This window comes from Limnochorda sp. L945t, from assembly GCF_035593305.1.
Taxonomy (GTDB): Bacteria; Bacillota; Limnochordia; order Limnochordales; family Geochordaceae; genus Carboxydichorda; species Carboxydichorda subterranea.
Genome location: NZ_CP141615.1, coordinates 385,608 through 408,812 on the forward strand (window position 1 = coordinate 385,608; position 23,205 = coordinate 408,812).

At 71.2% G+C, this 23,205-nt stretch carries 23 protein-coding genes, 1 tRNA gene and 1 pseudogene; 17 read left to right on the forward strand and 8 right to left on the reverse strand.

What is annotated here, in order from left to right:
- Positions 1-66 precede the first annotated feature (66 nt).
- From U7230_RS01825 to U7230_RS01840, 4 genes are all read left to right on the forward strand, one after another.
- Positions 67-142 (forward strand) — tRNA-Arg (locus U7230_RS01825).
- A gap of 67 nt (positions 143-209) precedes the next feature.
- Complete coding sequence (locus U7230_RS01830; RefSeq protein WP_324717044.1) at positions 210-878, forward strand: DUF501 domain-containing protein; 669 nt, start codon at positions 210-212, stop codon at positions 876-878.
- A 122-nt stretch (positions 879-1,000) separates the two neighbouring features.
- The gene (locus U7230_RS01835; protein WP_324717045.1) at positions 1,001-1,246 is read left to right on the forward strand and encodes a hypothetical protein; all 246 of its coding nucleotides are present in this window, start codon (positions 1,001-1,003) and stop codon (positions 1,244-1,246) included.
- 38 nt (positions 1,247-1,284) lie between these two features.
- On the forward strand, positions 1,285-1,488 hold the full coding sequence (locus tag U7230_RS01840) for a YHS domain-containing protein (protein ID WP_324717046.1): 204 nt from the start codon (positions 1,285-1,287) through the stop codon (positions 1,486-1,488).
- On the opposite strand, the gene U7230_RS01845 is transcribed toward U7230_RS01840, so the two are convergent.
- Positions 1,485-3,134 carry a polysaccharide biosynthesis protein gene (locus U7230_RS01845; protein ID WP_324717047.1) on the reverse strand — a complete coding sequence of 550 codons (1,650 nt, stop codon included), beginning with the start codon at positions 3,132-3,134 and terminating at the stop codon, positions 1,485-1,487. The genes U7230_RS01840 and U7230_RS01845 overlap by 4 nt on opposite strands.
- Positions 3,135-3,313: 179 nt before the next feature.
- Here U7230_RS01845 and U7230_RS01850 point away from each other — a divergent pair.
- Positions 3,314-4,435 (forward strand): annotated as a pseudogene (locus tag U7230_RS01850) (lipid-A-disaccharide synthase-related protein); the annotation flags it as partial.
- A gap of 16 nt (positions 4,436-4,451) precedes the next feature.
- Here the strand turns inward: U7230_RS01850 and U7230_RS01855 are convergent.
- From U7230_RS01855 to U7230_RS01865, 3 genes are read right to left on the reverse strand one after another with little or no spacing between them, the layout of a single operon-like run.
- The gene (locus tag U7230_RS01855) at positions 4,452-7,718 is read right to left on the reverse strand and encodes a DNA polymerase III subunit alpha (protein ID WP_324717048.1); all 3,267 of its coding nucleotides are present in this window, start codon (positions 7,716-7,718) and stop codon (positions 4,452-4,454) included.
- A gap of 19 nt (positions 7,719-7,737) precedes the next feature.
- On the reverse strand, positions 7,738-8,010 hold the full coding sequence (locus U7230_RS01860) for a DUF6504 family protein (protein ID WP_324717049.1): 273 nt from the start codon (positions 8,008-8,010) through the stop codon (positions 7,738-7,740).
- Positions 8,007-9,137, reverse strand: coding sequence for a hypothetical protein (locus U7230_RS01865; protein WP_324717050.1), 1,131 nt, complete (start codon positions 9,135-9,137; stop codon positions 8,007-8,009). Before U7230_RS01865 ends, U7230_RS01860 begins: the two co-directional genes overlap by 4 nt.
- Before the next feature lie 299 nt (positions 9,138-9,436).
- Here U7230_RS01865 and U7230_RS01870 point away from each other — a divergent pair, with 299 nt between their 5' ends.
- Together U7230_RS01870 and lepB are read left to right on the forward strand one after the other, a co-directional pair.
- On the forward strand, positions 9,437-10,042 hold the full coding sequence (locus tag U7230_RS01870) for a YpiB family protein (protein WP_324717051.1): 606 nt from the start codon (positions 9,437-9,439) through the stop codon (positions 10,040-10,042).
- Positions 10,043-10,120: 78 nt separating this feature from the next.
- Positions 10,121-10,798 (forward strand): signal peptidase I, encoded by a 678-nt coding sequence (gene lepB, locus U7230_RS01875; protein ID WP_324717052.1) that lies wholly within the window; start codon positions 10,121-10,123, stop codon positions 10,796-10,798.
- A gap of 46 nt (positions 10,799-10,844) precedes the next feature.
- On the opposite strand, the gene U7230_RS01880 is transcribed toward lepB, so the two are convergent.
- The gene (locus U7230_RS01880) at positions 10,845-12,143 is read right to left on the reverse strand and encodes a LysM peptidoglycan-binding domain-containing protein (protein ID WP_324717053.1); all 1,299 of its coding nucleotides are present in this window, start codon (positions 12,141-12,143) and stop codon (positions 10,845-10,847) included.
- Between the two features lie 161 nt (positions 12,144-12,304).
- Between U7230_RS01880 and U7230_RS01885 the strand changes: the two genes are divergently transcribed.
- Genes U7230_RS01885 through udp form a run of 3 tightly spaced genes read left to right on the forward strand, consistent with a single transcriptional unit; the run spans position 12,305 to position 14,137 of the window.
- Positions 12,305-12,520 (forward strand): Trm112 family protein, encoded by a 216-nt coding sequence (locus U7230_RS01885; RefSeq protein ID WP_324717054.1) that lies wholly within the window; start codon positions 12,305-12,307, stop codon positions 12,518-12,520.
- A gap of 25 nt (positions 12,521-12,545) precedes the next feature.
- Positions 12,546-13,274: a metallophosphoesterase family protein gene (locus U7230_RS01890; RefSeq protein WP_324717055.1), complete on the forward strand. Its 729-nt coding sequence runs from the start codon at positions 12,546-12,548 to the stop codon at positions 13,272-13,274.
- A 35-nt stretch (positions 13,275-13,309) separates the two neighbouring features.
- On the forward strand, positions 13,310-14,137 hold the full coding sequence (udp, locus tag U7230_RS01895; protein ID WP_324717056.1) for a uridine phosphorylase: 828 nt from the start codon (positions 13,310-13,312) through the stop codon (positions 14,135-14,137).
- On the opposite strand, the gene U7230_RS01900 is transcribed toward udp, so the two are convergent.
- Positions 14,102-14,752, reverse strand: a complete 651-nt coding sequence (locus U7230_RS01900) for a cyclodeaminase/cyclohydrolase family protein (RefSeq protein WP_324717057.1) — start codon at positions 14,750-14,752, stop codon at positions 14,102-14,104. The two genes, udp and U7230_RS01900, sit on opposite strands and share 36 nt — an antisense overlap.
- 129 nt (positions 14,753-14,881) lie before the next feature.
- On the opposite strand from U7230_RS01900, the gene hisC reads away from it, so the two are divergent.
- Together hisC and U7230_RS01910 are read left to right on the forward strand one after the other, a co-directional pair.
- Entirely contained in the window at positions 14,882-16,099 is a 1,218-nt protein-coding gene (gene hisC, locus U7230_RS01905; protein WP_324717058.1) for a histidinol-phosphate transaminase, read from the forward strand.
- A 32-nt stretch (positions 16,100-16,131) separates the two neighbouring features.
- The gene (locus tag U7230_RS01910) at positions 16,132-17,718 is read left to right on the forward strand and encodes an HAL/PAL/TAL family ammonia-lyase (RefSeq protein ID WP_324717059.1); all 1,587 of its coding nucleotides are present in this window, start codon (positions 16,132-16,134) and stop codon (positions 17,716-17,718) included.
- On the opposite strand, the gene U7230_RS01915 is transcribed toward U7230_RS01910, so the two are convergent.
- Positions 17,695-17,982 (reverse strand): hypothetical protein, encoded by a 288-nt coding sequence (locus tag U7230_RS01915; RefSeq protein ID WP_324717060.1) that lies wholly within the window; start codon positions 17,980-17,982, stop codon positions 17,695-17,697. The genes U7230_RS01910 and U7230_RS01915 overlap by 24 nt on opposite strands.
- Before the next feature lie 108 nt (positions 17,983-18,090).
- Here U7230_RS01915 and U7230_RS01920 point away from each other — a divergent pair, with 108 nt between their 5' ends.
- From U7230_RS01920 to U7230_RS01940, 5 genes are all read left to right on the forward strand, one after another.
- Positions 18,091-18,579, forward strand: a complete 489-nt coding sequence (locus tag U7230_RS01920; RefSeq protein ID WP_324717061.1) for an NUDIX hydrolase — start codon at positions 18,091-18,093, stop codon at positions 18,577-18,579.
- Between the two features lie 7 nt (positions 18,580-18,586).
- The gene (gene ftcD / locus U7230_RS01925) at positions 18,587-19,519 is read left to right on the forward strand and encodes a glutamate formimidoyltransferase (RefSeq protein ID WP_324717062.1); all 933 of its coding nucleotides are present in this window, start codon (positions 18,587-18,589) and stop codon (positions 19,517-19,519) included.
- A 4-nt stretch (positions 19,520-19,523) separates the two neighbouring features.
- Positions 19,524-20,888: an imidazolonepropionase gene (gene hutI, locus U7230_RS01930; RefSeq protein ID WP_324717063.1), complete on the forward strand. Its 1,365-nt coding sequence runs from the start codon at positions 19,524-19,526 to the stop codon at positions 20,886-20,888.
- Positions 20,872-21,753: a ribonuclease H-like domain-containing protein gene (locus U7230_RS01935; RefSeq protein ID WP_324717064.1), complete on the forward strand. Its 882-nt coding sequence runs from the start codon at positions 20,872-20,874 to the stop codon at positions 21,751-21,753. Before hutI ends, U7230_RS01935 begins: the two co-directional genes overlap by 17 nt.
- 64 nt (positions 21,754-21,817) lie before the next feature.
- Entirely contained in the window at positions 21,818-22,582 is a 765-nt protein-coding gene (locus tag U7230_RS01940; RefSeq protein WP_324717065.1) for a molybdenum cofactor biosynthesis protein, read from the forward strand.
- Here the strand turns inward: U7230_RS01940 and U7230_RS01945 are convergent.
- The gene (locus tag U7230_RS01945; protein ID WP_324717066.1) at positions 22,543-23,199 is read right to left on the reverse strand and encodes a protein-L-isoaspartate(D-aspartate) O-methyltransferase; all 657 of its coding nucleotides are present in this window, start codon (positions 23,197-23,199) and stop codon (positions 22,543-22,545) included. The two genes, U7230_RS01940 and U7230_RS01945, sit on opposite strands and share 40 nt — an antisense overlap.
- Positions 23,200-23,205 lie beyond the last annotated feature (6 nt).

The window sequence follows — 23,205 nt, forward strand, 5'->3', positions numbered from 1 at the left end:
GGCGCTCGCTCGCCCGGTTTACCTTGACGCTTGGCTGCACCCTCCGTACAATAGATGCGCTGTGGCGCGCTCGTAGCTCAGCGGATAGAGCGTCGGCCTGCGGAGCCGAAGGCCGGGAGTTCAAGTCTCCCCGAGCGCACCATCTCTGCTCTCAGACCATCGGAGGTCGTTTCGTCATCGAGTCTCCCGTCACGCCGGAGCCGGCAAGCTTGCCCCACTCCATACCCAAAGAGCTGGACGCCGCCCTGGTCGCGCGCCTGGACTCCCTGGGCGTGCACGTGGAGCGTTTCTCGGACCAGGACGCCATCGTCGTCCGGCGGCAGATGGGCCACCGGCCCCGGATGGCCCTCGGGGTGCTGCGCCGGTGCCGGTACGGTTACCCGCAGGTGCTCCTGTTCGCGCCCCTCGAGGTCGACGAGGCCAAGAGGCGCATTTCTCCCAACAGCACCTTGTGCTGGCTATCGTGCCCCCTCTTGGTGCGCGAGATCGACCGGCTCGAAAGGGACGGGGAGCTCGACCGGTTCGAGCACCTGGCCGACGTGGACCCGCAGCTGCAGGAGTCGCTGGGGCAGGCTCACCGGGCCACGGCGTCCATACGGCGGACGCTGGTACCCGAAGAGTGGGCGGAGCTCCTTCAGGCGGAGCGGCCCCGGGACTGGTGGATCCTGACCGAGACGGGGATCTCGGGCATCACCCGGCCCGCTCACGTCAAGTGCCTGCATGCTCACCTCGCCGACGAGCTCGCCCGCGGCGCCAACCCCGTGGGGCAGGAGGTAGCTCGCCTGCTCGAGAGCCAGAGGGTGCCCGTTGCAGGTACCGAGACCTGCTGGCGCCATTGCACCCCGGAGGGGGCGAGCCAGCACCTCTCTCGGCCTTGAGCCGGGCGGCTCCCCGGGCCGACAGTGGCGTGTCGAAACCTTCAAGATCCTGCAGGCGAAGGTCGACGCGCGTCGAAGAGGGGCCCTTCGAGGGTGCGAAGGAGTCTGGGGGTACGGGGCTGTTGGCTCACTGGGGTGAGGCGTGGATGCCCTGGATGACGTGGCTTGCCGTGGGTACCGTGGGCGTCACGGGAGCAGGCTACGCACTGAGCTGGTACCGGACCCGTGCCGCCAGGCGCCGGTTCCACTTCGTCACCAGAAGGGACCGCCGGCAACTCGAGATATGGAGGACCGCGTTCCTGATTGGGGTGCTGGGGACCGTCGCTGGCCTGGCGGCGGCAGTGCTGTCGACGTTGGTGACGCTGTAAGGGCCGCGTCGGCGTTGTCGAGGAGGTCGCCCAGAGCCTTGGCCGTCGATCCCGTTTGCCACGCCGAGGTGGACGAGAGCCGCTCGCCGCTGCGGGCGGTGTACCACGGCAGGACGTACTACTTTTGCAGCGCGGCGTGCAAAGCCGCCTTCGACCGTAACGCTGCCCGTTACGTCGAGGAAGGCGCTCCGGAGCAAGGTGGGGTCAACGGGAGCCGGGCCGGGCTACTTCCCAGGCACTAGGCGGCCAGCCACCGCCAGACCGGGCTCGATCGCAGGGCGGCGCCGTAGAAGAGGCCGAGTACTCCCAGGCCCGTCACAAGGGCCACGGCGTCGACGACGAAGGCGGGAAGCTGCCCTGCTCCCTGCAGCCATGCCGCGACGGCAGCCGCGCCGATCCGCCCGGCCACGGCACCGAGCACGGCGGCTACCAGCGGGCCGAGGAAGGCACGCCCGCGCAGCTCCGTGCCCAGGTGCCGCATCGCCGCGACCTGGTTGATGGAGTAGGCCACCGCGTAGCCGACCACCGAGGCCAGGGCCGCTCCCCGGATGCCCAGGGCCGGCTGGCCTACCCACTTCCAGATGAGCGTTGCCTCTACGGCCATGCCGAGGATATGGCCGCGCACCGGTATGTCGGGGCGGCCGAGCCCCCGCAGGACGCCGACGAGCGTCTGCCCGAGGTAGGCGAAAGGCGCGCCCAGGGCCGACACCACCAGGAGCGGTGCGGCGGCGGGCTCGCCGTAGAGCGTACGGGTCCACAGCTCCGGCAGGCCGACCAACGCTGCCGTCGCCGGCAGGCTGAGGAGCACCGTGGTGGCCAGGGCCTTGTCGCTGTATGCGCGGGCGCTGTCGCGGTCGCCGCGGGCGAGGGCCTTGGAGATGGACGGCACCAGGGTGGTCATCAGGGCCAGGCTGAGCATGTTGGGCGTCAGCACGAGCGGCAGGGCCACCCCCCGGAGCAACCCGATCTCCGCTGCCGCCTGTGACGGGGTGAGCCCGGCGGCGTGGAGCCGGTTGGGGAGCAGGAGGGTCGTGAGGCTGGCCCCGACGGAGGAGAGGATGCGGCCCCCGGCGACGGGCAGCGACAGGCTCAAGATGGCGGACGGCCACCACGACGCCCTTCCCCGGCCGCCGGGCGCCTCCTGCGCTCGGGCGGCGTCCCACGTCTTCCAGAGCCGGTCGACCGCCACCACCATCACCACGAGCCCCGCGACCTCCCCGAGGACGGAGGCGAAGGCGAGGGCCGAGGCGGCGGTCTCTGGGGAGCTGGCCCATCGGGCCAGCTGCAGTGTCAGGCCTACGGCCACGGCGGACAGCACGATCTGCTCCGTGATGAGGGATGCGGCCGGCACCGCCATTCGCCGGATGCCCTCGAACAGCGCCTTGGCCCCTGCGGAAAGGGCGGCGGCCACCAGGGAGGGCGCCAGGAGCTGGAGGATGGGAACGGCGCGGGGTTCGCTGCCCAGGGTGGCGACCAGCCACGGAGCGGCGAACCACAGCGTCACGGCCGTGACGACGCTGTTGACGAGCAGCAGGCCCAACCCTTGCAGGGCGATGGAGCGGGGGGAGCGGGGGGGACCGGCCTCTTTCCCGGCCTCTCCGGCTGCTCCTGCGGCCGTGCTCTCCGCCAGGAGCTTGGAAATGGCGTAGGGGATCCCGGCGGCCGCCACGGTGAAGGCCGTGGCGTAAAGGGGCCAGACCATTCGGAACAGCCCTACCGCCTCCGGGCCGGCCAGGCGCATCACGGTGGCCGAGTAGACGAACCCGATGAGGCGGCTCAGCAGGCTGGCGCCCGACAGCTGGGCCGCGCCCCATCCGAACCGGCCGGGCCTCAGGGCCGGGAAGCGCCCGAACAGTCGCATCTGCAGGCGGCGGATGACGTTGTCCACGGCTCCACAAGCCTATGCACCAACCCGGCGGGGCTTGACCGCCGCCGCACCAGGAGAGGGGAACAGCCGCGCGGCGAAGAAACGCAGGCGCCGGCGACATCCTCGAGGAAGAGCGGAGCGGTCTCGAGGGGGACGAAGGGGATTTGGCGACGGCCGGGGGGTCCATCGATCTGCTCGTGGTGAGCAACGGGCATGGCGAGGACGCGATCGGGGCGCTGCTCGCCTCCGAGATCGCCAGGCGCCACCCGCAGCTGCGCATCGGCGCCGTGGCGCTGGTTGGCATGGGCCATGCGTACGATGCGCGGGGGGTCCCCGTGATCTTCCGGTCGAGGCCCATGCCCTCCGAAGGGTTCGGATGGCAGCAGCCGCTGCTCTTCCTCAAGGATCTGGCGGCCGGATTCCTCTCCCTCTCCGCCGCCCAGCTCGACACCCTGCGGCGCTTGAGGCCGCGGGTGCGCCACCTGCTGCTCGTGGGGGACATCTACCCGGTGCTGATGACCCAGGCGTACCGGGTGCCGAAGCTCTTCGTGGCCACGGCCCGTTCCGATTACATCGCCCCTCACCTGAAGATCGAGGTGCGCATCCTGGCGCGGGCGTGCGACCTGGTGCTGGCCCGCGACCACCGGACGGCCATGAGCCTGGGGAAGGGCGGAGTGCGGGCGACGAGCGTCGGCAACTTCATGATGGACATGGTGCAGCCGCGCGGGCTGGCGCTCGGGCTGAGGGAGGGCGCGCCGGTGCTCGCCCTGTTGCCGGGCAGCCGGCGAGACTTCCCGGACAACCTGGCTGCCCTGGCCGCGGTGGTGCGCCAGGTGCGGCGCCGTCGCCCGGAGGTGCAGGCGGTGGCGGCGCTCGCGGCTCCCGTGCCACCCGAGCGTGTGCCGGCCGGGTGGCGGCTCCAGGAGGCGACGGAGGCGGACCGGCTCCAGGGGATCGACGCCTGGCTGATGGAAGCGCCGCGCTCCGGCGTGCCGGGCGACGGCCAGGCGGCGCGCATCGCCCTCACCCTTGCAGGCTTTCCCGACCTGCTCCACCGCGCGACCCTGGTCCTGGGGCTGGCGGGCACCGCCAACGAGCAGGCGGCCGGTCTCGGCAAAGTGGTGGTGAGCTTTCCCCGGCAGGGCGTGCAGTACACGCTGCGCTTCGCCGCCCGCCAGCAGCGCCTGCTGGGGGACGCCCTGGTGTTGTGCGGGACGCCGGAGCGAGCGGCGCAGGAGGCGCTCCGGCTGCTGGACGCTCCCGATGAGCGGCAGCGCCGGGGGGCCGTGGGACGCCAGCGTATGGGGCTGCCGGGGGCGGCGGAGCGGGCCATGCCTCTCATCGAGCGGGTGCTGGGGCTGTGCGCGACGTGCCCGCATCCCGAGGTGGAGCCTGGCCCGGAAGGGGCGCCGGAGGCTCCTCGTCCGGGGGATCCAGGGGAAGCGGGTGGGCCTCCCGGGCGGTGAGGCTAACGCCCTGGCCCCGCCGCTCGATGATCCCGGTCACGATCAGGGCCGGGCGGGTGAAGATGTGGTGGCCCCACCGCTGGTACACGTCCTCGAAGACCGTCACGTCGAGCAGCCCTTCCTCGTCTTCCAGCGTGAGGAAGACGACCGTGCGACCGCTACGGGTGGGAGGCCGGTGGGGCCGGATGGCCAGGCCCGCCACCCGGACCTCCTCGCCCTTCGGGCGCATCCCTGCCTCCCGGGTGGTGATGACGCCTTGCCGGCGCAGCCTTTCCCGGAAATGCTCCAGCACGTGCATGCTCGGGGAAAACCCCATGGCGTGCAGCTCGAGCGCCGTCCTCTGGAAGGGGGAGAAGTCACGGATGGAAGCCGGCGCCGTGGAGACCGGCGGTAGCGGGAGCTCGCCGCCCGCCCGGTGCGGAGGCCGCCGGGCCGCAGCCAGGATCCGGGGGAGATCCCACAGCAGGGCCCGGCGGTTGGGGTAGAGCGTATCGAAGGCTCCCGCTTCGATGAGCGCCTCCACGGCATCCTGGGGCAGATCGACCCTCCGGCAGAAGTCGTACAGGCAACGAAACGGCCCGCCCCGCTCCCGCTCGGCCACGATCGTGCGAGCCCCTGCCTCCCCGACGCCCCGTATCACCTTCAGAGGGACGCGGATGACAGGGGCCGGGAGCGCGTGGCCGTCGCCCGCCACCCGCACGATCTCGTAGTCGACCCCGCTCGTGCGGATATCGGGGCCCACCACGGCGACCCCGCGCCGGCGCGCCTCGGTGATCAGGGTATGGGGCGGGTAGAAGCCCATGGGCTGGTTGTTGAGAAGGGCTGCGAAAAATTCGGCCGGGTAGTGGCGCAGCAAGTAGGCGGTCTTGTACGCCGTCGTGGCGAAGGCGGCGGCGTGGGCCTCGCAAAAGCCGTAACCGGCGTATCCGGCGATATAGGAAAAGATGGTCTCCGCCACGCCGGGCGCCACGCCCCGCGCGACGGCCTGCTGTACGAAGAGCCGGCCGATCTCCTCCATCTCGCGCTGGGAGCGGAAGCGGGTCATTGCCCGGCGCAGGCGGTCCGCTTCCCCGGGGGTGAACCCCGCGACCTCGGTGGCGATCTCGATGACCTGCTCCTGGTACAGCACGACGCCGAACGTCTTGCGCAGGATGCGCTCCAGCGCCGGGTGCGCGTAGCGGATGGGCTCGAGACCGTGGCGCCGGGCGATGAACGGCTCCACCATGTGGCCTTTGATCGGGCCGGGGCGGATGAGGGCTACGCTGGCGACGATATCCTCGATCTGGCTCGCCCCCAGCCGGCTCTGCAGAGCGCGCTGGGCCGGGCTCTCCAGCTGGAAGACCCCTACCGTCTGTCCCTGGTGGAGCATCCGGTACGTCTCCGGATCGTCCAGCGGGATCCGCTCGTAGTCGAAGGTGCTGCCTTCCTGGCCCGGCTGCTCCTGAATCTGGCGCACCGCGTCCTCCACGGCCCCGAGCGCGCGCAGGCTCAACAGGTCCAGCTTGATGAACCCCATCGCTTCCACGTCGTCCTTGTCGAACTGGGCCACGACCACCCCCTTGGCCGCCATCTGCAGGGGCACCAGGCGCGCGATGGGGTCCCGGCTGAGGATGAGCCCTCCCAGATGGGTGCCGAGGTGACGGGGGAACCCGGCCACGGCCTCGGCCAGGTCGAAGAGGAGCTCGTAGCGATGGCCCGATTGTCCCGGAAGGGGCTCCAGCAGCCCGCTGTTGCGCAGCTCCGGGAGGCGCACGGCGGCCTGGCGCACCGCGTCGGCAGGGATCGAGGGGAAACGGCGGGCCAGCGCGTCGATCTCCCCCGGGGGGTAGCCCATGGCCTTGCCCAGATCCCGCAAGGCCGACCGGGCCTGAAACGTGTTGTACGTGGCCACGGAGGCCACGTGCTCGGGGCCGAAGCGTCGGTAGACGTAGGCGGCGACCTCGTCTCTCCGGCGGGCGTCGAAGTCGATGTCGATGTCCGGGTATTGGGCCCGCTCCAGGCTCAAAAACCGCTCGAACAGAAGCCCCCGGGCAATGGCGTCCACGTCGGTCAGCCCCAGAGCGTAAGCGACGGCCGAATCGGCGGCGGACCCCCGCCCCGAGGTCCGGATGCCCCGGCTGCGAGCGTAGCGCACGATCTCCCAGACGACCAGGAAGTAATCCGCTACCCCCAGGGCCTCGATGATGCGCAGCTCATGGTCGAGCCTCCGGCGGATCGGCTCCGTCAGCCTCCCGTAGCGCTGCTCGGCACCCTGGTAGGTGAGGCGCCTGAGCAAGGAGGAGGGGGTCTCTCCCGGCGGCACCGGATAGGAGGGAAACAGCCTCTCCCCCAGCGGCACGACGTGGTCCTCGCACCGGTCTGCGATGGCCTGGCTGTTGCGCAGGGCCTCCGGGACGTCCGAGAAGAGCTCCGCCATCTCGTGCGGCGCCTTGAGGTACTGCTCGGCGTTGAGCGCCCGCTCGGGGTGGACGGACTCGAGCCTCGTCAGCGTCCGCACGCAGGTCAAAACGTCGTGGACGGGAAAGTCCGCTTTGCGGGCGTAGTGGACATCGTTGGTCGCCACCACTTCCATCCCCAGCCGCCGGGCCATCTCGACCAGCTGGCGCGCCAGGCGGCGGCTGCCGGGTAACCGGAGGTCCTGGACCTCCACGTAGGCGTTCTCACCGAAGATCTCCCGGAGCTGCCGGAGGGCCTGGAGGGCCTCCTCCGCCTTCCCCATCCTCGCGGGGACCGCGGCCACCCCTCGCCGGCTGCAGCCGCTCAAGGCGATCAGCCCTTCCCGACGAGCGGCGAGGGTGGCCCAGCGGGCTCTGGGAGATCGCCGGGGAGCGCTCAGGTGGGCATCCGTCAGGATCTGGCACAGATTGGCATACCCGCTCCGGTTGCAGGCCAGCAGGGTCAGGTGCCGGCCGTCCTCCATGGTCAACTCAGCACCCACCACGGCTTTGATCCCGCGAGCTCTTGCCTGCCGGACGAACCGCACCGCGCCGCTCAAGGTATCGTGGTCCGTGACGGCCAGGGCCGGCATACCCGTCGCGGCGGCCCGATCCAGCAAGCTCTCGATGCTGCTGCCTCCGTCGAGGAAAGAGAAAGGCGTATGCACGTGCAGGTGTACGAAAGGCGACGCTTCTCTCGGCACTTGCAGGCCTCCGGATCCATCAATCGAAGATGCGGTAGACCCGCCACTCGCCCGTGGCGAACTCGTAGCCGAGCTCGTAGATGCCGAGATCGGTCACCACCCGGACGAAGTGCTTCTCCCCCTCGCCGGCCCACCAGCGCCCTGTCTCCCTCCACTCGTCCAGGCACTCGCGCACGGCCAGCGTCCGCCCGCGCCACCCGATGGCCGTGATCCGCGAGCACCCGGGCCCTGGGGTCTCCTTCGCTCGCGCCGGGAAGAAGACCCGGACCGGCGCGTCGACCCGGCGGCTCAAGCCAGCCCCACCCCCTGCTCGATGAGGGCCAGCATGGCCTCCCTGCGGGCAAGCCCTGGCTCCTCGAGGTCTCCGTCTCCTATCCGGATGGCCCCCGCTCCCACGCGGAGGTTGACCAGGCGGACCACGTCGGCCATCCGATCCTGCCGCACGGCCGAGGGACGGCGGGCGTCGAACAGCGTATCCTGGCGTACCTGGCCGGGCCGGAGCGAAGTGCCGATCAGCTCCAGCCGGCGGGGGGTAGCGCCTCGATCCAACCACGGGTGGGCCTGGCGCAGGACCCGGGCCAGCAATTGCTCGGCCAGGTCCTCCAGCGCCCGGCGGCCGTAGCGGCCCTCGCCCAGGCGGATGCTCTCCTGGACGAGAGCCTCCGGAGCACCCCGGGAGAGGTGGCGGGGAAGCTCCAGGGTCATCCGCAATCCCAGGGCGGAGGGCACCTGCCTGCGCCTCTCGACGATAGCCGCGATGTCGGCGGCCCACATGCGGACCGCCCGGATCGCGGCCGCCCGATCCGCCGGGCCGGCTCCGCCCTCGGGATCCAGATCGAGGGTGCGCACGATGGAAGGAGGAGGATAGGCGGGGAAGACCCGGGAGGGGTCGATCCCCTGGCTCCATCGCCAGATCTGCCACCCCAGGCGACCGAACCGCGAGAAGAGGGGATCGGGCCCCACCCGCGCGATCTCTCCCACGGTGTGAAACCCCAGGATCGTCAACGTCTCTCGCACGGAGGCCGGGCAGATCCAGAAAAGGCGCAAAGGGAGCCCCTCCAAAAAGGCCCTGGCCTCCTCCTCGCCTGCCACGATCCGCAGGGCAGCCCGGGCAGGGGAGGAACCGGGGGACGCGGCAGCGGAGGCGTACTCCGCCAGGGATAGCGCCGCTGCCTTGGCGACGAGGCGGGTCGATGCCACTCCCACCGCATGCCTGAACGGCAGGATGCGGGCGACGGTGCCGGTTACCCGGCGGACCGCCTCCTCGCCCTCGTCCAGGCCGGCCAACTCGAAGAAGCCTCCCTGGGCGCCGTCTGGCTCGACGACCGCCCCGAGCTGCACCAGGGCGTCCCAGAGGCGATCCAGGCCTGGAGTATCCGCCGGCGGGTGGGGAACGTACAGATAAGCTAGCCCGGCCAAAGCAACGACCCCCGAATACGCGTTTGCATCCAGCAACCTCATTGTATGGCGAATATGTGTTCGCTGCAAGCGGGAAAACGCGGAGGTGGGAGGTGTTGCGCAAATTGGTCAACGTTACCTCTTCATAGCTGTTCGCAGGAATCGACGGCAGCGGGAGAGAATACTGTCTGACACACCCAAAGACGGGGCACGTACCATCCGGCCCCGCCGGTGATTTTGTCGAATTCGGTCGTGAGCACGGGGGGCGCAAGAGGGCCGAGCGAGACGGGGCCGCGGGCCCCTCCGCCGGCCGGGCGGCTATGCTGCGGGCCAAGCGCGAAGTCATCGACCACTTCAGCCAGCTGCGGCTCAAGAATCCCTCGAGCCTCCGCTTCCTCCGGCATCTCGCCGAAACGCCGGAGCTGTTGGAGCGGGTCAGTTTCGTGCTGGAGCGAGACTTCTTGCCCAACACGCTGGTGGTCGCGGAGGAAGGCAGTGCGCTCGCGGGATTTGAACTCCAGCTGGGCGCCCACCAGCGGGAGGAAGTGAGCATCGTCAACGGCCACCTGGTGCGCCAGCTCCACCGGGGCTGCGCGATGCTCGTCCGGGATCCGCTGGAGGCCATCGACGCGCTCCAGCATCTGCGGGGACGGCTCTACGTCATGCTGGCCTTCGCCGGCGAGATCCCTGCCTGGTACCGGGCGGTCGCGGAACCCAACCCTGCGATGCCGGTGCGAACCGACCAGCGCCGGCGCCTGGAGGCGGCTCTCCAGGACATCGTCCGCGACCAGGTGGACATGGTCCTGCTGGCCATCTCGCTGCGCCAGCAGATCGAAGAACAGCTCGAGGCCAAAGATCGCGACGCCTTCGCCCGCACCGCTCCCCTCTACAACGCGGTGCGCCAGCACTGCCTCTGGGACCTCTGAGAGGAACCTGCCGCCCGCGGGGCGAAAGCTCCCGCCGCGCTCCTGACCGGGAGCAGGTTTTTCGAGAGGGATGAGGGGATGCGTTCGACCCCGGGGAGGGGCGGCGGGCCCGGGTCGCGCCGGGTACCGGGTCCGGCCCGCCCTCCTTTGCGACGCCCCACGCGCGAGGCGGTCTGGGCGGCCGTCGTGGAGTTCGTCAAGACGCTGGCCGGCGCGGCCATCCTCGCGTTTCTCATCATGACGTTCGTGGCCCGGGCGTTCACGGTCGATGGGCCGTCCATGCTCCCGTCCCTGCACAACGGCGAGCGGCTGATGGTCGACAAGTTGACGTATCGCTTCCGGGAGCCCCAGCGAGGCGAGATCGTGGTCTTCCGGTACCCGGAAGATCCCCGGGAGCACTTCATCAAGCGGATCATCGGGGTGCCGGGGGACTGGATAGAGACCGGCGGGGGCCGGGTCTACGTCAACGGGCGGGCGCTCGACGAGCCTTACCTGGACGCTCCCACCCTCGGACGGTTCGGGCCGGTCCAGGTGCCGCCCGGGCACTATTTCGTGATGGGCGACAACCGCAACAACAGCGAGGACAGCCGCGACCCGCGGGTGGGCTTCGTGCCTCGCAACCTCATCGAGGGCCGGGCGCTGTGGAGATTCTGGCCGCTCACGCAGATGGGCGTCCTGCGGCGCCCGGCGACGTTCGCCGCGCTGCCCCCTCCGCCCCAGCCGGGGGCGGCGCAGGCGGCGCCGGCCCTACCATGAACGGCCTGCCGCTGCGGCCGGCGACCGGGCGCCGCTCGCGGGGGCGCTACTTGCGCCGGACGCCCTCAGCTCCCCGGGGCGGCAGCAGGAGCCGGCGCCCCACCTCGATGTGCGCGGGATCCGCGACGGAGTTGACCTCGGCCAGCCATCGGTAGAGCCCTGGATCGCCGTAGAAACGCTGCGCGACGCCCCAGAGGGTGTCACCTCGCTGCACCTGGTAGGTGAGCGTATCGGAGGACGCCGGGCCGCCCGCCGGCCCGGACGTGCCGGAGGCATCGGTGCGCTCCGGCGTGGCCGCCGCGAACGGGGCAGCGGGCGTCTCTTGCGGCGCCGGCGGAGCACCCGGCACGCCCCCCATGATCTCCGTCGCGCCCGTGGGCGGAGCAGGGCGTCCTGCACGCACAGCGTCGGCCGGCTCTGCGGCCCCTGCTCCGGGGCGCGGGAGGCCGGCCGCCTGCTGGCCGCCGGCAGGTGCGCCGGGCCGGCCGGCTGCCGGCCAGAGGCGGTCGATGCCCCAGCGCACCACCATGGCGCTCACGAAGACCAGCGCCAGGACCGTGGCTCCCTGCAGGGCCCTGGAAACCGCCTGCCCCCACCGCGGGGCCTGCTCCCGCGCCGCCCGGCGCCGCGCGGCGATCCGTGCCTGGGCCCTGGCGACCGGCCAGGTCCCCCGCTGCCACTGCTCGGCCCCTTCGGCCCCCGCAGCCACCTGGCTCTGCACCTCGGCGGGGAAGTAGCCGGCGCGCTTCACGTCGGCGCCCGTGAAGAGCCCGACGGGCTCCGACTCCCAGACGTCGTAACCGGGCAGCGGCTCCAGTACCTCGCCGCGCCAGCCCCACAGAGCGAGCTGCGCGGTCTGGGGGTCGAGCACGCAAGCGAACTGCCACCCTGCCCCGAAGTGCGTCTGGTGGACGAACGTCTCGTACGGCGACAGTTGCATGGCCTCGCCCGGGCGGGCGTGGAACCACCCGACGGCCCGGCGCGAGCCGAAGCGGTCCTGTAACATCTCCCGGACCGCCTGCCACGAGCGGGCCGTGAACTTGACGGATCGGCTCGCCGCCTCCACCTCGGGCGCCTCGATGGCCCCCTCCACCAGCACGAAAACCTGGGAAGCGGCATTGCGGAACGCCCGCCCGACCAACACCCCGGCGACCGCCTCCGCCTCCGGACGCCGGGCGCACCGCTCCATGAACTCCAGCACGCCCCGGGCAAGGTAGACGCGGGGCATGCCCTGCTCTACGGCCTGGCCGACGTGGCGAAACCTGGACGGCGGCGGTTCTTCTCCCAGAGGGAGCGACGAGGGAGGGCGGGGGTCGACGCTCTGGTCGTCCTGCAGTGGCGACATCGGGCTCGCCTCCCTGTAGCCCTCGGCGGGCAGACTCCGTGAAAAGCCGGTACACTGCGCTCTCCTGTTCCGTTCCGTCCGAGGGCCGGAGATCCCTCTTGCCGGAAGGACGGGCGTGCCACCCGGCGAAGCCACCGGCGAGAGAGAAGGAGGGGAAGAGCTTGACGTTCCGAGAGCTCGTGGAAATCCTGGTATGCCCGGCCTGCCGGCACCGGGTCACGCTGGAGCGGCAAACCTGGCTGGTCTGCGCCAACCCGGAGTGCCGCCGCAAGTATCCCGTCCGTGAGGGAATCCCCATCATGCTGGTCGAAGAAGGGGACAAGTACGTGGACGTCCCCGTGGAGCAGCTGGAGCCCCTCGGGCCGGAGCCTGAGTGAACGAACGGGAAAGGATGCGAAGGGAATGCGCGTCGCGGTCTTCTCGGACGTCCACGGCAACCGGCACGCCCTCGAAGCGGTACTCCAGGACGCCGCGGGTCACGCCGACCTCCTGGTATGCGCCGGCGACCTTGCCTGGGGCGGGCCATTCCCGGAGGCGGTCATCCGGACCCTGCGCGACTTCCGGATCCCGTGCGTGGTCGGCAACACCGACCTGGCCCTGCTGCAGGAGTCCGGAGCGTCGCACCCCTGGGGGCGCTGGGCGCTCGGCCGGCTGTCGCCCGAGGACCTCGAGTTCGTGCGAGGGTTACCCTTGCAGCACCGGATCGCGCCTCCGGGCGGTGCCGCGCCCGACAAGTCGCCGCAAGAGGTGCTGGTCGTGCACAGTTCCCTGGATGATCCGGCCCGGCCGCTTCCCCACCGCACCCAGGAAGAGGGGCTCGAGAAGCTGTTCGGCCAGGCGCCCGCCCGGGTCGTGGTACACGGGCACGACCACCAGGCGTACCGGGTCGACCTGCGGCGGGTGACCGTGGTCGGGACGGGCTCCGTCGGTCTTCCGCTGGACGGCGACCCCAGGGCCAGTTACGTGCTGCTGACCTGGGCAGGCGATGGGACCTGGCAGGTGGAGCACCGGCGCATCGTGTACGACGTGGACGGCGCCGCCCAGGAGGCCCAGAGGACCGGCATGCCGGGCGTCCAGCGGTGGGCGGTAGCGATTCGCAGGGGGCTGCCGCCCGATCGGGTCAGCCTGTGAGCCGGGAAAACGGCAGGCGCAGAAGGAGGATGACCGTGGAGTCGTGGCACTCAGGGGCATCTCGCCCGCAATCCGGCGGGGTGCCGTATCACATCCGGTGCGCGCCGGGAGAGGTCGCCCGGTACGTGTTGCTGCCCGGAGACCCGGAGCGCGTCCCGCTCATCGCCCGGTTTTGGGACGAGCGACGGGAGGTGGCGCGGCACCGGGAGTACACCACGTACACCGGGCGGGTCGGGGGCGTACCCATCTCGTCGACCTCCACCGGCATCGGCGGGTCGTCGACGGCGATTGCGATCGAAGAGCTGGCCGAGATCGGGGCCGACACGTTCATCCGGGTGGGGACGTGCGGCGCCATCCAGCCGGAGATAGCGTGCGGCGATCTCGTCATCGTGAGCGCGGCGGTGCGGTTGGACGGGGCTTCGGCCGACTACGTCGACCTGGCTTACCCGGCCGCCTCCCACTATCAGGTGACCGCTGCCCTCGTGGAGGCGGCACAGCGTCTGGGCATGCGGTACCACGTGGGCGTCTCCGCCTCGACGGCCACCTTCCACCTGGGGCAGAGCCGGCCCGGTTTCGGAGGCTACTCCCAGAGCGGGGCCGAGCGGCGCATCGAGGATCTGCGCCGGGCTCGGGTGCAGGTCTTCGAGATGGAAGCGGCCACCATCTACACCCTGGCCAGCCTCTTCGGGTTGCGCTCGGGCGGCGTGATGGCCGTGGTGGCCAACCGCGTCACCGACGAGATGACGTACGGCGGCATCGAGGAGGCGGCCCGTACCGCATCGGAGGCCGTGCGTATCCTGGCCGAGTGGGATGCCCGCATGAAGCGCTCAGGGAGCCGGTACTGGTATCCCTCCGTTGGATAAAGGGCCCAGCCGCTGGCGCATTTCGTCGAACAGCGAGCGGCTGCGGGCGACCATCTCTTCCAGGTGCTGGTACGTCCCGCCGGGCACGGCCGGGAGTGACTGCCAGTTGGCCCGCACGTTGAGGGCGGCCCCCTCGATGCAAGCCCGCAGGAGCCACGCGGCCACCCCCGCGTCCGACAGCGCCACCACCGGCACCAGCGGCATCACGTGGGAGAGCAGGTCGAGCCCTCGCACGGCGGTCTCGACCGCCTGCAGGGGCACCCGCGCAGCGTGCTCGAGCGCCTGATGGATCGCCTCGGTGCGGGCCCGCGCCTCCGATTCCGAACCCTTGGGCAGACGGTAGGCTCGCATCACCTGGTGGAAAGCCTCGGCATCTCGTGATGCCAGGGCCAGCAAGCTCTCGCTCAGCTGGTCGGCCTGGTGGGCCCACTCCTCCAGGTGGTTGGCCAGCTCTTCGTCGTCGACCCGGCGCCGGGCCACCCGGGCCACCATGGCCACCAGGGCGCCGCCGTACGCGCCGGCCGCGGCCGCCGCCGCTCCCCCGCCCGGCACCGGGTCGGCGGAAGCCAGCTCGCTCACGAACGCCCGGACGGTATGCTCTGCTACGGGCTCCATGGTCCCCTGCCTCTTGCCCAAGGTTCGCACTGTTATCCTACTGTGAGCGCAGGGCGGCCGCCACAGTCCCGGCGTACCGGCGCGCGTTCCTGGAGGCGGTGCCGGCCCATCCGGCCCCTTCTGGAAAGGATGCACCGCACCTCCGTCGAAGTTGCGCCGCAGGAAGCAGACGGGAGGGCGCACGCCACGACCGCGACCAGTTTGCCCGGCCGCCGCTTCGAGCTCCGCCCGGCGCTCGAGACGCTACCTCGTTACGTGCCGGGGTTGTCGCCCGAAGACGTCGAGCCCCTCCTCCGGGGCGCGGGCGAAGCGGGCGCCGTCAAGCTCTCGTCCAACGAAAACCCGTTGGGACCTTCGCCCCGGGCGGTGGAGGCCATCTGCCGGGCTGCCTGGGAGTCCCACCGGTACCCGGATCCGGAGTGCCGCCAGCTGCGCCTCGCGCTGGCCCGGCGCTTCGGGGTGCCGGCCGAGCAAATCGTGGTCGCCAATGGGGGCGACAACCTCATCACCCTGCTGGCCCAGGTGATGCTGGAGCCCGGGCGCTCCGTGGCCATCCCGGCCGTGACGTTCGCCTCGTACGAGATTGCCGCGCACCTGGCGGGAGCTCGCATCGAGCGGGTCCCGATGCGAGGGCCGTTCCTGGATGCTCAGGCCATTGCCTCGGCCTTCGCGGCAGGTGCCTCCGTGGCTTTCGTCTGCAACCCCAACAACCCCACGGGGACGATCCTCTCCGGGGATCAGGTGCGCTCCATCATCGACGCCATGCCCGGCGGGTCGCTGCTGGTGCTCGACGAGGCGTACGCCGACTTCGTCACGGACGGCTCCTATCCGGACGGCCCCGGTCTCGTGCGGGACGGGGCGCCTGTGGTGGTGCTGCGCACCTTTTCGAAGGCGTACGGGCTGGCAGGGTTACGGGTCGGCTTCGCACTCTGCCCCCCGGAGGTGGCCCGGGCGATGTGGAGCGCCCGTGAGCCGTTTTCGACCAACCGCCTCGCCGAAGCGGCGGCGCTGGCCGCGCTCGAGGACGAAGCCCACCGGCTGCGAGCGCGCGACATGGTGCTGCAGGGCCGGGAGGAGATGATGCGCCGGCTCGACGCCATGGGGATCGGCTACGTGCCGAGCCAGGCCAATTTCCTCTGGATCGAAACGCCGGTGCCGTCCTCCGTGCTGGTGCCGCGGCTTGCCCGCCTGGGCGTGCTGGTACGGCCGGGAGAGATCTGGGGGCAGCACTCCTTCATCCGGGTCACGATAGGGACGCCGGCTCAAAACCGGCGGTTCGTCGAGGCGCTGCAACAGGTACTGGCCGAGGCCGGGACCGGGCGCCACCAGGGAGGGTCGTCCCCCTGAGCGAGGCCATACGCGTCGGGCGCGGGGTCAGCGTGTCGCTGGACTTGCTCGAGGCCGTGGCCGGCGTGCGGGTCGCCGGGCGCCCCCAAGGGCGGCCGGCCGTGGAGATCGACCCGGCGCTCCTGCAGTGGCTCGAGCAGGGCCGGAGGGTCATCGAAGCCGCCGTGGATGCTCCCCGGGCGACGTACGGGGTCAACACGGGCTTCGGGCATCTCGGGTACGTACGGGTCTCTCCGCGGCTTGCGGCCGAGCTGCAGCACAACCTGATCCGCAGCCACGCCATCGGGGTAGGGCCCGCGCTCACCCTGGAGCAGAGCCGGGCGGTCCTTTTCCTGCGCCTGAGCAGCCTGGCGCGCGGCTACTCGGGAGTTCGCCCGGCGGTGGTCCTGCAGCTGGCCGGCATGCTCAACGCCGACCGCATCCCCGTGATTCCGGCTTGGGGCTCGGTGGGGGCAAGTGGTGACCTGGTGCCTCTGGCCCACGTGGCGCTGGCGCTGGTGGGGGAGGGGGAGGTCTGGTCGTCCCAGGGGCGGCGCATGCCCGCGGCGCAGGCTCTGGCCGAGGCAGGGATGGCGCCGCTGCGCCTGGAGGCGAAGGAGGGCCTCGCCCTGGTCAACGGCACCGAGGTGACCACGGCGGTGGGCGCCCTCGCCCTGGCCACGCTGGAGCGTCTGGTGATCACCTCCGACATCGCCTGCGCCTTGACGATCGAGGCGCTGGGAGGCAGCGCCGAGCCCTTCGATGCGCGCCTTGCGGAGCTCCGGCCGCATCCGCAGGCCCTTGCCGTCGCCGCCAACGTCCGAGCGCTGTTGCAGGGGAGCGGCCGGTTGCGGGTGCCTGGAGATGGGCCGCCGCAGGACGCCTACTCGCTGCGGGCGGTCCCCGCCATTCACGGGTCGGCTCGAAGCCTCTTCGCGTGGGCGGCCGGGATCGCCGTGACCGAGATGAACAGCGTGGTCGACAACCCGCTGGTCTTTCCGGAGGCGCAGGTCATCCTGTCCGGCGCCAACTTCCACGCGCAGCCCGTGGCGCTGGCCTGGGACGCCTGCCGCATCGGGGTGGCGACCATGGCCAACGTCATCGAGCGGCGCATCGACCGGCTCGTCAACCCCCATACGAGCGGGGGGCTCCCTCCGTTCTTGACGCTCCGGAGCGGCTTGCGCTCAGGGCTCATGATGGCTCAATACGTCGCTGCCTCGCTCGCTGCCGATTGCCGGGCCCTGGCCGGGCCCTGGTCGGTGCACACCATCCCGACGTCCGCGGGGCAGGAAGACGTGGTAAGCATGGGCACCCAGGCGGCGCTGGCCTTCGAGGGGGCCGTCCGGCGCCTGGCGCGGCTGGTCGCGCTGGAGCTGGTCACGGCCGCCCAGGCGGCGCAGTACCGGGATGCGCCCCTCAGCCCGGCGGGCGCGGCGGTGCTGGAGTGGGTACGGGCCCAGGTCCCCTCGGTGCACGACGAGGACCGGGCCCTGTCGGGCTACGTCGAGCAGGTGAGCGAGCGGGTCGCGGCCGGCGAAGTCATCGAGCAGGTGCGGCGAGCGTCCCCCGCCCTGCGCCTTGCAGGCTTCGTGCCCGTGGACGGCGCCGGGCCGGGCTCAGGAGCCGGCGGCCCCGGATGACGCGCTCGTGGCGCGGGCGACTCCGGCAGGCTTCGCAGGCCGGGCAGGCTGCGCGGGATCGCCCGGTGCGCCTGCCGGATCCCGGGGCGGCTCGCTCTGCGCGGCCGGCCGAGCAGGTGGCACGCGGGCCGGCAGATCCACGAGGCGTGCACGCATGCGGAGGCCTGCGGAGGCAGCTGCCCGTTGGCCGGCGACGATGGCCCAGAAGAGGACGATGGCAAGGACGAGCCACATGGCGACGATGATGAGCGTGCCCCAGTTCAACGTGCTACCCCCCGTCTGGCAAAGCGTTGGTTCGAAACGGCGGCCTGCGTTCCCTGCCCGGGGCGGTCGAGGTGCCGGCAGCACGGGAGCAGGCGGGGCTGCGGCTCGATGACCGCGTCGTCGAGCTCTGCTCGGCCCCGGCGTGATTTTACCGTAGCCGTCTTCGTCGTGTGCAACGGGCGCGTCCTCTTGATGTACCACCGCCGGTACGGGAAATGGCTGCCTCCGGGAGGACACGTCAAGGATGGCGAGTTGCCGGACGACGCCGCCGTGCGGGAGGTGCTGGAGGAGTCCGGGCTGCTCGTGCAGCTGGTCGGCCAGCGCGGTATCGACGTCGCTTCGCCCCGGCAGCTCATCCGCCCCGAGGGGGTCCAGCTCGAGGCGATCGAGCCGGGGCACGAGCACATCGATTTCATCTACTTCGCACGCCCGGTTCCGCCGTGTGCCGCCGGCCAACGTCCGCCCGAGCCGGTGCCCAACGGCGAGGCCCGCACGATGGGGTGGTTCTCGGAGCAGGAGTGGGAGGGCCTGGGCCTGACCGAGGAGATCCGCCTCTGGTCGAGAAAGGCGCTACGAACCCTGCAGGAAGAGTCTTGACACAGGGGTGGAACAGGCCGTGGAACGGGTGCTCGTGGAGTGCGTGCCCAACTTCAGCGAAGGCCGCCGGCCCCAGGTGGTCCGGGCGATTGTCGAGGCGATCGCCGGCGTATCGGGGGTCTACCTGCTGGATACCGAGTCCGACGAGGACCACAACCGGTCGGTGGTCACGTTCGCCGGACCCGTGGAGGAGGTGCTGGAGGCCGCGTTTCGAGGGGTACGGGAGGCGGTCCGGCAGATCGACTTGCGCCATCATCAGGGCGGGCACCCCCGCATCGGGGCGGCGGATGTCGTGCCGCTGGTGCCGATCCGGGGCGTGACGCTCCGGGACCTGGTGCCCGCCGCACAGCGACTGGGGCGTCGCATCGCCGAAGAGCTCGGGGTGCCGGTCTTCTTGTACGGAGAGGCGGCCACCTCCCCGCGGCGGCGGGACCTGAGCTTTCTGCGGCGGGGCAACTTCGAGGGCCTGCAGGAGGCGATGGACACCGACCCCGAGCGGCGGCCGGATTTCGGGCCCGCCGCGGTGCACCCGTCGGCGGGAGCGACCGTGGTGGGGGTGCGCAAGCCGCTCATCGCCTACAACGTGGAGCTCGCCACGGCGGACCTGGAAGTGGCCCGGGCCATTGCCCGCAACGTGCGGGAGTCGAGCGGAGGCCTGGTCAACGTGCGGGCGATGGGGGTCCGGCTCGAAAAGCGCGGCACCACTCAGGTCTCCATGAACCTGGTCGACTACGAGAAGACGCCGATCTACCGGGCCTTCGAGCTGGTGGCGGCGGAAGCGCGCCGGCACGGGGTGGCGATCCGGTCGAGCGAGATCGTGGGCCTGGTACCGGAAGACGCGCTGCTCGATTGTGCCGAATACTATCTGCAGCTCGGCGGGACGTGGAGCCGCCGCCAGATCCTGGAGCGCCGCTTGAACGAGGTGGAGGGGCCACGCTGAGGCGATGATGAGGCCTGGTGCCGGACGTTCTCGCTTCCTGGGCCGGGCAGACTTGCTGGTGCGCAGGGCGCAGCAGGTCGTGACGTTGCGCGGCTGGTCGGAGCGGCCGGTGGCAGGCTCACCGGAGCCAGGGTGGCTGGGGCTCGTGGAGGATGGGGCGGTGGCCTGCAGGGGCGATCGCATCGTGGCGGTCGGCCGCACCGGCGAGGTCGAGCGTCAGGTGAGCTGGGACCGGGAGACGGTGGTGGTGGACGCCCAGGGCCACGCGCTGCTCCCGGGCCTGGTCGATCCCCACACCCACGCGGTCTATGCGGGCGACCGAGCCGAAGAGTGGGGGAGGCTGCTTCGGGGAGAGCCTTACCTGAGGATCCTCCAGTCCGGCGGCGGTATCTGGCAGACGGTCCGGCGGACCCGGGAGGCCTCGACCGAGGACCTGGTCTCGGGGATGGCGGAGCGGTTGCGCCGGATGATGCGGGCAGGCGCCACGACCATCGAGGTGAAGAGCGGGTACGCGCTGGAGCCGGAGGGAGAGCTCCGGCTGCTGGATGCCATCGCAGCCGCCGCCGAACTGGTGCCGGTACAGGTGGTGCCGACGTTCCTGGGAGCGCACGCCGTCCCCCCGGAGTACCGTTCCGACCCCGAGGCGTACGTGGACCTGGTCGAGCAGGTCATGCTCCCGGCGGCGGCCCGGCGTCCGGGGCTCGCGAGGTTTTGCGACGTCTTTTGTGAGGAAGGCGCCTTCACGCCGGACCACGCCCGCCGCATCCTCAGCCGGGCGGCCCGGCTCGGGCTGGGCTTGAAGGTGCACGCCGACCAGTTCCACCCTCTGGGTGGAGCGCGGCTCGCAGCCGAGATGGGCGCGACCAGCGCCGACCACCTCGACTTTACCCCACGAGAGGACCTGGAGCGCCTGGCCGCTTCGGGCACGGTCGCCGTGCTGTTGCCGGGCGCACATCTGTTCACCCGCAGCCGGGCCCTACCGGACGTCGAAGGGATGCGCTACCACCGGGTGCCCGTTGCCCTGGCCTCCGACCACAACCCGGGCACGAGCCCGGTGGAGTCCATGGCGCTGGTCGCGGCGCTGGGATGTACGGTGCTGGGCCTGACCCCGGAGGAGTCGGTGGCAGGGTGCACCATCAACGCGGCCCATGCCCTGGCCCTGGGGCACGAGGTCGGAAGCCTGGAGGTCGGCAAGCGCGCCGACTTCATCCTGGTAGCCGGCCCCTCGTACCTCCACCTGCCGTACCGGATGGGAGCGGACGGGGCGGTTTGGATGGTCGTCGCCGCGGGTCGGATCGTCTCCGGAGGCGGCGAGCGGGAGAAAACCCCTCTCGAGGAAGGGGAGACGCCCGATGACGCCGATGCATGACCAGCGGGCCTTGCGACGCCGCCGGGCGCAGGAGGAAAACCTGACCGCTCAGCTCATCGGCGGCGCGCCGTTCGCCGGCCGGTACCGGGTGACGGGGAAGAGCGGCAGGGTGCACGAGGTGAAGTTCCGGCAGGCGCGGGGCGCCGTCTGCCGGTGCGATTGCCAGGATTTCGAGACCAACGGCCTGGGCACGTGCAAACACATCGAGGCCGTCCGGCTCGCGCTGGAGGCGAGGTTTTCCCCGGCGGAGCTCTCCGAGCACGCCGGAAAGGCGTCGCGGCCGAGCTGGGAGGGGAGGCGGGTCGACGACGCCGTGACCTTCTTCGATCTGGAAACGCAGCGGCTGTTCCAGGAAGTCGGCGGGCGCCACCACCTCGACCGGTTGGGCCTGGCGGCGGCGGTGACCTATTGCGAAGGGGACGGGGGGTTCCGGCACTATTTCGAGGACGACGCCGCGGCGCTCATCGACCGGCTGCTCGGCGCGTCGCTCGTGGTAGGCTTCAACGTGCTGCGTTTCGACTACGAGGTGCTGGCCGGCTACTCCAAGGACGCGGATCTGCTTTACACCGTGCCGACGCTCGACCTCATGTTCGAGCTGGAGCAGGTGCTCGACTGGCGGCCGAGCCTCGACTCCGTGGCTCGGGCCACCCTGGGCACCACCAAGACCGCCTCGGGACTGCAGGCGGTGGAGTGGTACCGTGAGGGACGCATCGAGGAGATCGTGGAGTATTGCGAGGAGGATGTGAGCCTCACCCGAGCGCTCTTCCAACACGGCCTGCGGGAGGGGCGCTTGTCGGTGCTCGACCGCGAGGGCGCGGTCATCGAGGTACCGGCACCTTGGGGTCACGGGCTGCTGGCCGCCTGAGCGAGACAGCGTGCCGTTGGACGAGGCGCCGGGCGACCCCCCGGAAGGAGGTCCGAGACGGGAGATGCGGGTGACCGTGCGACTCTTCGCGGCGCTGGCCGAGAAGGCGGGGCGCCGCGAGCTCGTCGTGCAGCTCGGCGAGGAGGCCACCGCCCTGGACGCGTGGGACGCTGCCCAGCAGGCGTTGGGCGGGCCGATGGCCTTGCCGAGAGAGTCGGTCCGAGTGGCGGTCAACCTCCGGTACACGGGCTGGGACCACCCCTTGCGCGACGGCGACGAGGTGGCGCTCATCCCTCCTGTGGCGGGTGGCAACGGAGCGCACGGGCCCTCTCTTGCCCCGCCGGCCGTCGAGATCACGGTGACCGAGCAGCCGCTCTCGGTGGAAGCGGCCGTGGCTCGCGTGGGAGGCCCGACCATGGGGGCGATCGCCGTCTTCGTCGGCACGGTCCGGGAGTGGACGGAGCGGGCCCCGGCGCGCCCGCGCGGTGCGACCGATCATCCTGCCGGTCCGGCGCCGCACGGCGCCCCCTCCATGCGCCGGACCGTGGCCATCCACTACGAGGCCTACGGCCCCATGGCGGAAAAGGAGATGGAGTCCATCGGCCGGGAGGTCGTGCAGCGCTGGCCGGGCGCCAGGGTCGTCCTGGCCCATCGCCTCGGTTGGCTCACCCCCGGTGAGGTGAGCCTGGTGATTGCCGTGGCCACGCCCCATCGCGCACCGGCGTTCGAGGCGGTGCGCTGGGCTACCGAGCGGCTCAAGCGGGACGTGCCGATCTGGAAGAAGGAACGCTACGAGGATGGCGAAGAGTGGGTGGGCATGGGCGGCTGATCCCCGCCGGACGGCGGCCGGTGCAGCATGGGGACGAAGACGACGGGCAGGATGTTTTCCATCTCCATGCGATCCGGGAGCCGGCGGATCCGCCACAGCACCTGGCCTTCCTGCGCCACCCCGATCGGGATCACCATCCGCCCGCCCTCCTTCAGCTGATCGAGCAGGGCGTGCGGCACTCGCTCCGGGGCGGCGGTCACGACGATGGCGTCGAACGGGGCCTGCTCCGGCCACCCGCAGTACCCGTCCCCTTGCCGGCAGCGGATGGTGGTGTAGCCCAGCGTGCGCAAGCGCTCCGAGGCCGCCTGCGCGAGCTCGGGAATGAGTTCGACGGTGTAGACGTGAGGCGTGAGTTCCGCAAGCACGGCGGCCTGATACCCGGATCCCGTGCCGACCTCCAGCACCCGGTCCCCCGGTTGCAGCTCCAGGAGGGACGTCATCACGGCCACGATGTAAGGCTGGGAGATGCTCTGGCCCCACCCGATGGGCAGGGCGCGATCCGCGTAGGCCATGGAAGCGTAGGCAGGGGGCACGAAGCGATGCCGGGGGACCCGCGCCATGGCCGACAGCACCCGGGGATCCATGCGAACCCCTTGTGGCTGGGCCGGGAGAGCCACCTCTCC